Here is a 9,635-nt window from a genome sequence, read left to right on the forward strand (position 1 = left end):
GACACCGGAGGCGTCATGAGCGACAATCTTCGCCGCCCGCTCATGAAAGCCGACCGGGTGCGGGTGGCCCGCAGAACACTGCGACGCCGCACCCTCGGCCTGGCGTTGCTGATGAGCATGGTGCTGTTCATCGGGCTGACCGTGGCGATCTACCAGAAGGCCTTCGCGTCCAGCGTGGACGTTCTGCTGAAGGCGCCGTCGACCGGGAACCAGCTGCTGCCCGAGTCGGACGTGAAGGTGCGCGGCATGGTCGTCGGCCGGGTGGTGAGCGTGACGTCCACAGGGGACGGTGCGGAGCTGCGGCTGGCGCTGGACCCCGAGCGGGCCGAGCAGCTGCCGTCGAACGTGTCGGCGCGGCTGCTGCCGCGGACGCTCTTCGGCGAGCGGTACGTGTCGCTGGAGCTGCCGGAGCAGGCGTCGACCACGACGCTGGCCTCCGGTGACGTGATCGAGCAGGACCGCACCAGCGCGGGCATCGAGCTGGAGCAGGTGCTCTCCGACACGATGCCGGTGCTGCAGGCGGTCCACCCGGACGACCTGGCCGTGACGCTGAACGCGCTGGACCAGGCGTTGGCCGGGCGCGGCAAGCCGCTGGGCGAGACGCTGTCGCAGCTGAACACCTACCTGGACGGGCTCAACCCGTCGGTGCCGGACCTCAAGGAGAACCTGCAGGAGCTGGTCGGCGTCGCGCAGACCTACGAGCAGGCCGCGCCGGACGTGCTGGAGGCGCTGGACAACTTCAGCACCACCGCCCGGACCCTGGTGGCGCAGCGGGAGAACCTGACCGCGCTCACCTCGCAGCTGACCACCAGCTCCGGTGACCTGACCGGCTTCCTGCGGGACAACCGGCAGAACATCATCCAGCTCGGCGAGGCGCAGCGGCCGACGCTGGACGTGCTGGCCAAGTACGCGCCCGAGTACCCGTGCTTCCTGCAGGAGATGGCGGAGTTCGTGCCGCGGATGCGGCAGGTGCTGGGCGAGGGGTCCGCCGAGCCGGGCCTGCACATCACCCTGGAGGTCGTCGCGACCCGCGGCAAGTACCGGCCGAACCAGGACGAGCCGGAGTTCGCCGACAAGCGCGGTCCGCGCTGCTACAACTTCATGCCGCTGCCGGATCCGGTGCCGGAGTACCCGCCGGACGGGCCGTTCAAGGACGGCTCGGTTCCGCCGCCAGCTTCCCGGCCGGCCGACGGCGGCCTGAACCCGCCGTCGATGGGCCAGGGCTACCTGCCCGCCAGCACCTCGCCGCAGTCCGCGACCTGGGTGAACTCCCCGGCCGAGCGGGACATGGTGGCGGTGCTGCTGGCGCCCGCGGTGGGCCGCCCGGCGAGTGAGGTGCCGGACTGGGGCTCGCTGCTGGTCGGGCCCGTGCTTCGCGGAGCGGAGGTGAGCTACCGGTGAACGGCCGCAGCATCGTCGCGCCACTGGTGAAGTTCCTGATCTTCGTGCTGGTCACCGTGCTGGCCACCGGATTGCTGGTGCTGACCATCGCCAACCGGGACCTGCGCGCGTCGGAGTCCTACACGGCGCGGTTCACCGATGTCACCAACCTCAACGAGGGCGACGAGGTGCGCATCTCCGGGGTGAAGGTCGGCCAGGTGGAGAGCATCGAGGTGGTCGACCGGCGGCTCGCCGAGGTGCGGTTCAACGTGTCGGACCGGCGGCTGCCGAGCTCGGTGACCGCCACCATCAAGTACCGGAACCTGGTGGGCCAGCGGTACATCGCGCTGGAGCAGGGCTCGGGCGATTCCAGCGGCGTCCTGCCCCCGGGCGGCGAGATCCCGCTGGAGCGCACCAAGCCGGCGCTGGACCTGACCGTGCTGCTGGGCGGGTTCAAGCCGCTGTTCCAGGCGCTCTCTCCGGAGGACGTGAACAAGCTGTCCTACGAGATCATCCAGGTGCTGCAGGGCGAGGGCGGCACGGTGGAGAGCCTGCTGGCCCACACCGCCTCGCTGACCTCCACGATCGCCTCCCGCGACCAGGTGATCGGGCAGGTCATCGACAACCTCAACGGCGTGCTGGACACCGTCAACGCCCGCGACCAGCAGCTGTCCGAGCTCATCGGCCAGCTGCAGCAGGTGGTGTCCGGGCTGTCCTCCGACCGGGATTCGATCGGCTCCGCGATCACCGCGATGGACGGCCTGACGAACAGCACCGCGGGCCTGCTGACCGAGGCGCGACCGGGGCTGCAGCAGGACATCGCGGGTCTCGGCGAGCTGTCGAAGAACCTCAACGACCACGAGCAGCTGACCGAGCGGGTGCTGCAGAACATGCCCGGCAAGCTCGAAACGATCGGCCGGACCGCCAGCCACGGCTCCTGGTTCAACTTCTACTCGTGCAAGATGAGCGGCACGGTGGGCGTCGGCGACCTGAACCTGCCGCTGCCGCTGATGCCGGTGACGCAGCCGAGGTGCCAGCGATGACCGCATTCTCCCAGCGCGACCCGCTCAAGATCGGCATCGCCGGCCTCCTGGCGCTGGTGCTGATGTTCCTGCTCGCGCTGAACTTCGAGCGCCTGCCGTTCATCGGCGGCACCACCTACACCGCGCAGTTCACCGAGGCAGCGGGGCTGCGGCCGGACAGCGAGGTGCGCATCGCCGGGGTGAAGGTCGGCACCGTCTCGGACGTCGAGATCGAGGACGACCACGTGCTGGTCAGCTTCCGGGTCGGCGACGCGTGGCTGGGCGACCACACCACCGCCGCGATCCGGATCAAGACGCTGCTCGGCCAGAAGTACTTGGCGCTGGACCCGCAGGGCGGGCAGGAACTGTCGCCGTCCGAGCCGATCCCGCTGCAGCGCACCGTGTCGCCCTACGACGTCATCGAGGCCTTCAGCGACCTCTCGTCCACTGTGGACAAGATCGACACCGGGCAGCTCGCGGAGAGCTTCCGCACGCTCTCCGACACCTTCAAGGGCACGCCGGAGGAGGTCGGCGGGGCGCTGGACGGGTTGTCGCAGCTGTCGCGGACCATCTCCTCGCGCGACGAGCAGCTGGAGCACCTGCTGAACAACACCTCGCAGGTGTCGAAGACGATCGCCGACCGCAACGCCGACTTCGAGAAGCTGCTGGCCGACGGCAACCTGCTGCTGCAGGAGATCCGGGCGCGGCGGGATTCGATCAGCGGCCTGCTGGACGGCACCCGCACGTTGTCCCAGCAGCTCAGCGGGCTGGTCGACGACAACAACGCGCAGATCGGCCCGGCGCTGCAGCAGCTGGACCGGGTCACCAAGATGCTGCAGCGCAATCAGGACAACCTGAACCGCAGCCTCGAGATGTTCGCCCCGTTCACCAGGTACTTCTCCAACGTGCTGGGCAACGGCCGCTGGTTCGACACCTACATCTGCGGCCTGCTGCCGCCCGCCATCGGTCCGATCAACCAGAAGGGCTGCCAGCCATGACCAGCGCACGCCCGTCGCTGACCAGGACGCTGTCGATCGCCGTGGTGGTCGTGCTCGCCGCGACCGTCGGGGGGTGGTGGCTGTTCTTCGGCGCCGCGGAGCGGAAGGTCACCGCGTACTTCCACGCGGCTGTGGGCATCTACCCGGGCGGTGACGTGCGGATCCTCGGGGTGCCGGTGGGCACCGTCGACGAGGTCGTGCCGCAGGGCCAGGTGGTGCGCGTCGTGATGAGCGTGGACCGCGACGTGAAGGTGCCCGCCGACGCGGGCGCGGTGGCGGTCGCGCCGAGCGTGGTCAGCGACCGGTACGTGCAGCTCGCCCCCGTCTACCGGGGCGGGCCGGAGCTGGCCGACGGCGCGGTGATCCCGAAGGAGCGCACCGCGACCCCGGTGGAGCTGGACCAGATCTACCGCAGCCTCGACGACATCACGACCGCGCTGGGGCCCGACGGCGCCAACGCCGACGGTGCGCTGACCGACCTGCTCAACACCAGCGCGGCGAACCTCGACGGCAACGGGAAGGCGCTGTCGGAGACCATCCGCAACCTCGGCGAGGTCGGCACCACGTTGTCCGGCAACAGCGATCAGCTGTTCGCCACCGTCGACAACGTGCAGCGGTTCACCACGATGCTGGCCGAGAACGACGACCAGGTGCGCCGGTTCAACACGCAGATGCAGCAGGTCAGCTCGCTGCTGGCGGGCGAGCGCGAGGACATGAGCGCGGCGCTGGCGGAGCTGGCCGTGGCGCTGGGCAAGGTCGAGTCCTTCGTGCGGGACAACCGGGGCCTGGTGAAGTCCAACGTGGACCAGCTGAACGCGGTGGCGAACGTGCTGGTGGAGCAGAAGGAAGCGCTCAGCGAGTCGCTGAACAACGCGCCGCTGGCGCTGAGCAACCTCAACAACGCCTACAACGGCGCGGCGGGAACGCTGGACGTCCGCGCGAACTTCAACGAGCTGAACCAGCCGCCGGTGGTGGCGGTGTGCAAGATGCTGCAGCAGCACAGCCCGGCGGACCTGCCGAAGGACGTCAGCGACGCGTGCAAGTCGCTGCAGCCGATCCTCGACGGCGTGGTGAAGCTGCCCACCCCGGCGGAAACCCTCAACTCCATCCAGAACGGCAAGCTCCCGCCGCTTCCGCTTCCACTGTCCCCCGGAGGTGACCGGTGAAGGGACTGCTTCTCGGGCTCCGTCTGCCGCAATTTCCATTGAAATCGAACCTTCGATTTCAATGGAAATTGCGGACCGGTTCGAAGGTCGGGGCCGCGGTGACCGCGGCGTTGGTCGTGCTCGGCGGGTGCAGTTCGCAGGGCGTCTACGACATGCCGCTGCCCGGCGGCGCCGACCTCGGCAGCGCCCCCTACGAGGTCAAGGTGCGCTTCGCCGACGTGCTGGACCTGGTGCCCAACGCCGGGGTGCGGGTCAACGACGTGCCGGTCGGCCGGGTGTCGACCATCGGCCTCGCCCCCGACTCCTGGCAGGCCGAGGTGATCGTGCAGGTCAACGGCGACGTCAAGCTGCCGGCCAACGCGACCGCCCGGCTGCGGCAGTCCAGCCTGCTCGGCGAGAAGTACGTCGAGCTCGCCGGTCCGCCGGAAGGGCAGTCCGACGTCGGCCGCCTCGCCGACGGCGCCCTGATCGGCCTCGACCGCACCGGCCGCAACCCCGAGGTGGAAGAGGTGCTCGGCGCGCTGTCCATGCTGCTCAACGGCGGTGGCGTGGCGCAGCTGCAGAACATCACCAAGGAGCTCAACGCCGCGCTGGAGGGCCGCGAGTCCGACGTCCGCAGCCTGTTGTCCAATTTGGACGAACTGGTCGCCGGGCTGGACGCGCAGCGCGACGACATCACGCGGGCGCTGGACAGCATCAACCGGCTCAGCGCCCGGCTCAACGAGCAGCGCGGGAGCATCGACACCGCGCTGCGCGACCTGGAACCGGGGCTGCGGGTGCTCAACGAGCAGCGCACCCAGCTGGTCACCATGCTGCAGTCGCTCGACGAGCTCTCCGGCGTCGGCACGGACGTGGTCAACAGGTCCCGCGACGACCTGGTGCACAACCTCGACCAGCTCGCGCCGGCCCTGAACCAGCTGGCCGCGGCGGGTGACAGCCTGCCGAAGTCGCTGGAGGTGCTCGTCTCGTTCCCGTTCCCGGACAACGCGGTCGACGGCATCGGCAACAGCGACTTCACCAACCTCTACGCCAACGTGGACCTGAACCTCACCCACGTGCTGGAGAACCTCGGTCGCAGCCGGCAGCCGCTGATCCCGCTGCCGGACGCCCTGAAGTCCATCCCGCTGCCGCTGACGTCGCAGGCGCCGCCGGAGCAATCCGCCCAACCGCCGGCCGAGCCGGAGCGGGAATCCGGTGGCCTGCTGGGCTCGTTGCTGGGAGGTGGCCGCTGATGCTCACCCGTCGAGTGCGCCTGCAGATCATCGCGTTCGTCGCGATCGCCCTGGTCGGCGTCAGCTACGCCGGAGCCCGCTACGCGGGCCTGGACCGGCTGTTCGGCCCGCGCGGCTACGTGGTGACGCTGCAACTCGCCGACACCGGCGGCGTCTTCAACAACGCCGAGGTCACCTACCGCGGGGTGCCGGTCGGCCGGGTCGGCGACCTGAAGCTGACCGGCACCGGCGTGGAGGTGCCGCTGGACATCGAGTCCAGCGCGCCGCGGATCCCGCGCGACGTGCAGGCGGTGGTGACCAACCGGTCCGCGGTCGGCGAGCAGTACGTCGACCTGCGGCCCAAGAGCGACGACGGCCCGTTCCTGGCGGACGGTTCGGTGATCGCGCAGGAATCCGCGACCACGCCGCTGCCGGTGGAAAGCCTGATGACGAACCTGGACGCGTTCGCGAACTCGGTGCCGGAGGAGTCGCTGCGCACCGTGGTCAGCGAGCTCGGCACGGCGTTCCGCGACAACGGCGGCCACCTGCAGACCATCCTGGACACCAGCCGCGAGTTCACCGCCGCCGCGCAGGAGCACCTGCCGCAGACGGTGCAGCTGCTCCAGGACGGCAAGGAGGTCCTGGCCACCCAGAACGAGCAGGGCTCGGCGATCAGGTCGTTCGGCGAAGACCTGCGGCTGCTGTCGGAGTCGGTGAAGAACTCCGACGGCGACCTGCGCGCGGTGATCGAGCGCGCCCCGCCGGCGGCCCGCCAGGTCAGCGCGCTCCTGCAGGAGAACCAGCAGCTCGGACCGCTGCTGGCGAACCTGACGACCACCTCGCGGGTCATGGCCGAGCGCGTCGACGGCATCGAGCAGATCATGACGCTGTACCCGGCGATCGTCACAGCCAGCAACACGGTGGTGCCCGGCGACGGCACCGCGCACTTCGGCCTGGTGCTCAACGTGTTCGACCCGCTGCCCTGCACCAAGGGCTACGAGTCGACCGAGCGCCGCGCCGGCGACGACTTCCGCGAGATGCCGATGAACCCCAACGCGCACTGCGCGGAGCCCCGGGGCAGTGACACGTCGGTCCGCGGCGCGCAGAATGCACCGGGACAGTAGGGAGGAGGCCGACATGACCACCGGAACCGCTGAGCGGAAGCGCCCGGTCCTGGGCCTGATCACGGGCCTGGCGCTGCTCGCGATCGGCGTGGTGGCCAGCCTGTTCTTCGGCGTCACCTGGGCGCTGGCCGGCAACAGCGACTCGGTCGCCCGCGCGGAGGTGCGGGATGCGGCGCTGCACGACGGGACGAGCGCGATCATCAGCTTCAACAGCCTCGACCACCGGGATGTGGACGGCGGCCTGAAGCGCTGGGAGGACAACTCGACCGGCCCGCTGCGCGACGAGATCCGGCAAGGCAGGCAGAACTACGCGACCCAGATCACCCAGGCCAAGAGCAGCACCACGGCCCGGGTGCTCGACGCCGGGATCGTCGAGCTCGACGAGAACGCGGGCAAGGCCCGGATGATCGCCGTCGTGCAGGTGACGGTCACCATCGAGGGCCAGCAGCCGACCAACAAGCAGGACCGCTACCAGGCCGAGCTCACCCGCGAAGGCGAGACCTGGAAGCTCAGCGGGCTCGGCACCGTGCCGGTCGGCTGAACGGCGACACTCGCAAGCAATTCGAGGAGTGCAGTCAGTGCCAAGCAACCGCCGCAAGACCCCCACCCGCCGTCCCAAGGTGGCGGGCCTGCGCAACCGCGAAACCCTGCTCGGCGACGCCCTCCAGGAGGAGGCCCGGGAAGCCCGGCGCACCGCGGAGGAGCGGCGGGCTGCCAACGGGACCGCGAAGCGGGAGCCGGATGCCGAGACCCCGCGCAGCGGTTCCGTCGAAGCCGCGCCGGAGCGCAGCGACGTCGCACCGGCGGCCGGTTCGGTGCAGCCGGCCGTCGAGGACGGCGAAGCCGATGTGGCGGAGCTCGGCTCGGCGGAGCGCGGCGGGGCCGTTTCTGCGGAGCGCGGCTTGGCGGAGCGCGGCTCGGCGGAGCGTGGCGAAGCCGTTGCGGCGGAGCCGGTCGCGGAGCGCAGCGAAGCGGCTGGTGCGGAGCGGGAGGGGTCCAGCGGCGTAGCCGCGGCCCCGTACGACGCGCAGCAGGCGTGGACCGGGGCGCAGCCCGGTGTCGCGGCCGGCGCGGCAGCGTCCGGCAAGACGTCGTTGACGGGCCTGGCGTGGACGATCTGGATCCTCGCGGTCCTGTTCATCGGGGCGGCGGTGTTCCTCGGCATCAAGGCGTTCGACGCGCGGTACTCCGGGGCCGGGGCCAACCAGGCGCTGGTCTCGGCCGGGGCCACCAGCGAGGTCAACGGCCAGATCAGCGATGCCGTGGAGAAGGTGTTCTCCTACGACTTCAACGACACGGGCAAGACCGAGGCCGCCGCGCGGGACCTGCTGGTCGGCTCGGCGGTGCAGAAGTACGACGACCTGTTCAAGGTGGTCCGGGAGCAGGCCCCGCAGCAGCAGCTGATCGTCACCACGACGGTGAAGAACAGCGCGGTGACGAGGCTGCAGGGCGACCGCGCCGAGCTCCTGCTGTTCGTCGACCAGCACGCGATGCGCGCCAACACCGGCGAGAGCAACGTCGGCCCGGCCCAGATCTCGGTGAGCGCCGAGAAGCAGGGCGAGAAGTGGAAGATCACCCAGATCACCCTGCGCTGACCGACGCCGCGACCCTCCAGGGACGCCGTTTTCGCGCGAAACCGTCACCCCGCAGGCGTGGGGAACGCCGTTTTCGCGCGAAAACGGCGCACGGACCACGTTCCCGAACGGCTCCTCCGGCACACCGGTGAGCAGCGTCGGGCGGTCGGCGCTGCTCACCCTGGTTCGCGTCAGGCGGTTGCGGTCTCCAGGTCGCGGGTCGCGCGCAGCCAGTCGGTGAACAGCCCGGCGTCGATGTCGGCCGGGGTGCGGAGCTTGACGCTCGCCATCGCGCGTGAGCCGGGTTCGAGACGGCCGGACGCGTCGGTGATCTCCTGGCCGCGCCAGAAGCCGAAGGACACGTGGGCGGAGAAGGCCTTGATGAAGCAGACCGGCGACTTCCCGGGCGCCGGCCCGAGGCTCCACACCGGGTGGCCGTGCCAGACCGCTCCCGCGCCGGGCAGCGCCTCGTCGATGAGCGGAAGCAGCTCGTCGGCGATCGCGCGCTGGGCCTCGGGGAGCGAGGCGGTGTACTCCTGCACGGTGGCGAACTTGGCCATGGCTTCGTCCTTCCTGTTGTGGTGCTCGGGTTCTCGCCAACACGTCGAACCGGCGATGCGACAGGGAATGCATCCGTTCCCCGTCGCATAAGCTCGTCCGACGCTGATGCGGAAGGCAGCTCAGCGAAGGAAGGGGACAGCGCCGTGCGCTATCTGATGATGACCAAGGCTTCCGGCTCCGATGCCGCTCCCGACGAGAGCCTGTACGCCGAGATGGGCAAGTTCGTCGAGGAGCTGACCGCGGCCGGGATCCTGCTGGCCACCGGCGGCCTCGAGCCCGGTGGCGTCCGGGTGACCTCCGCGGACGGCGAGATCACCGTGACGGACGGGCCGTTCGCCGAGGCCAAGGAGTCGGTGGCGGGCTTCGCGCTGGTCGAGGTCCGGTCCAAGGAGGAGGCGATCGAGCTGGCCCGCCGGTTCCGCAAGATCGTCGGTGACGGCGAGAGCATGGTCCAGCAGGTCTTCGGCCCGTGACACCCGGCCCGGGGCGCCCCCAACCGGGGGGGCGGCCCACCCTGTGGTTCCCCGTCCCGACGACCCTGAAAACCGCACCCTATCCGACGCTTGACGGGGTCTCCCGGGTTCTGGACGACAGCGGAA

General features: G+C 70.2%; 10 protein-coding genes. 9 read left to right on the plus strand and 1 reads right to left on the minus strand.

The features are described 5' to 3' along the window. Positions 1 to 15: 15 nt before the first annotated feature. From AC07EQ_RS40210 to AC07EQ_RS40245, 8 genes are all read left to right on the plus strand, one after another. The gene (locus tag AC07EQ_RS40210) at positions 16 to 1,401 is read left to right on the plus strand and encodes an MCE family protein (RefSeq protein ID WP_478393041.1); all 1,386 of its coding nucleotides are present in this window, start codon (positions 16 to 18) and stop codon (positions 1,399 to 1,401) included. Then, the gene (locus tag AC07EQ_RS40215) at positions 1,398 to 2,423 is read left to right on the plus strand and encodes an MCE family protein (protein ID WP_478393042.1); all 1,026 of its coding nucleotides are present in this window, start codon (positions 1,398 to 1,400) and stop codon (positions 2,421 to 2,423) included. The genes AC07EQ_RS40210 and AC07EQ_RS40215 overlap by 4 nt, the downstream gene beginning before the upstream one ends. Continuing rightward, positions 2,420 to 3,400 (plus strand): MCE family protein, encoded by a 981-nt coding sequence (locus AC07EQ_RS40220; RefSeq protein ID WP_478393043.1) that lies wholly within the window; start codon positions 2,420 to 2,422, stop codon positions 3,398 to 3,400. Before AC07EQ_RS40215 ends, AC07EQ_RS40220 begins: the two co-directional genes overlap by 4 nt. Further along, positions 3,397 to 4,566 carry an MCE family protein gene (locus AC07EQ_RS40225; RefSeq protein WP_478393044.1) on the plus strand — a complete coding sequence of 390 codons (1,170 nt, stop codon included), beginning with the start codon at positions 3,397 to 3,399 and terminating at the stop codon, positions 4,564 to 4,566. Before AC07EQ_RS40220 ends, AC07EQ_RS40225 begins: the two co-directional genes overlap by 4 nt. Positions 4,567 to 4,634: 68 nt before the next feature. Further along, positions 4,635 to 5,798, plus strand: a complete 1,164-nt coding sequence (locus AC07EQ_RS40230) for an MCE family protein (RefSeq protein ID WP_478393045.1) — start codon at positions 4,635 to 4,637, stop codon at positions 5,796 to 5,798. Then, positions 5,798 to 6,901, plus strand: coding sequence for an MlaD family protein (locus AC07EQ_RS40235; RefSeq protein ID WP_478393046.1), 1,104 nt, complete (start codon positions 5,798 to 5,800; stop codon positions 6,899 to 6,901). Before AC07EQ_RS40230 ends, AC07EQ_RS40235 begins: the two co-directional genes overlap by 1 nt. Positions 6,902 to 6,914: 13 nt before the next feature. Beyond that, entirely contained in the window at positions 6,915 to 7,442 is a 528-nt protein-coding gene (locus tag AC07EQ_RS40240; protein WP_478393047.1) for a hypothetical protein, read from the plus strand. A gap of 37 nt (positions 7,443 to 7,479) precedes the next feature. Next, positions 7,480 to 8,496, plus strand: coding sequence for a hypothetical protein (locus AC07EQ_RS40245; protein WP_478393048.1), 1,017 nt, complete (start codon positions 7,480 to 7,482; stop codon positions 8,494 to 8,496). 170 nt (positions 8,497 to 8,666) lie between these two features. On the opposite strand, the gene AC07EQ_RS40250 is transcribed toward AC07EQ_RS40245, so the two are convergent. Continuing rightward, the gene (locus tag AC07EQ_RS40250) at positions 8,667 to 9,035 is read right to left on the minus strand and encodes a DUF1801 domain-containing protein (RefSeq protein ID WP_478393049.1); all 369 of its coding nucleotides are present in this window, start codon (positions 9,033 to 9,035) and stop codon (positions 8,667 to 8,669) included. 144 nt (positions 9,036 to 9,179) lie between these two features. Here AC07EQ_RS40250 and AC07EQ_RS40255 point away from each other — a divergent pair, with 144 nt between their 5' ends. Next, complete coding sequence (locus AC07EQ_RS40255) at positions 9,180 to 9,509, plus strand: YciI family protein (RefSeq protein WP_478393050.1); 330 nt, start codon at positions 9,180 to 9,182, stop codon at positions 9,507 to 9,509. The last annotated feature ends 126 nt before the right edge of the window (positions 9,510 to 9,635 follow it).

The sequence above is a fragment of the Saccharopolyspora sp. NPDC045839 genome (assembly GCF_056431645.1).

Excerpts from the sequence above, each read along its gene's own strand:
- AC07EQ_RS40210 (WP_478393041.1), top strand. The coding sequence starts at position 16 with ATGAGCGACAATCTTCGCCGCCCGCTCATGAAAGCCGACCGGGTGCGG.
- AC07EQ_RS40220 (WP_478393043.1), top strand. The coding sequence starts at position 2,420 with ATGACCGCATTCTCCCAGCGCGACCCGCTCAAGATCGGCATCGCCGGC.
- AC07EQ_RS40225 (WP_478393044.1), top strand. The coding sequence starts at position 3,397 with ATGACCAGCGCACGCCCGTCGCTGACCAGGACGCTGTCGATCGCCGTG.
- AC07EQ_RS40235 (WP_478393046.1), top strand. The coding sequence starts at position 5,798 with ATGCTCACCCGTCGAGTGCGCCTGCAGATCATCGCGTTCGTCGCGATC.
- AC07EQ_RS40240 (WP_478393047.1), top strand. The coding sequence starts at position 6,915 with ATGACCACCGGAACCGCTGAGCGGAAGCGCCCGGTCCTGGGCCTGATC.
- AC07EQ_RS40250 (WP_478393049.1), bottom strand. The coding sequence starts at position 9,035 with ATGGCCAAGTTCGCCACCGTGCAGGAGTACACCGCCTCGCTCCCCGAG.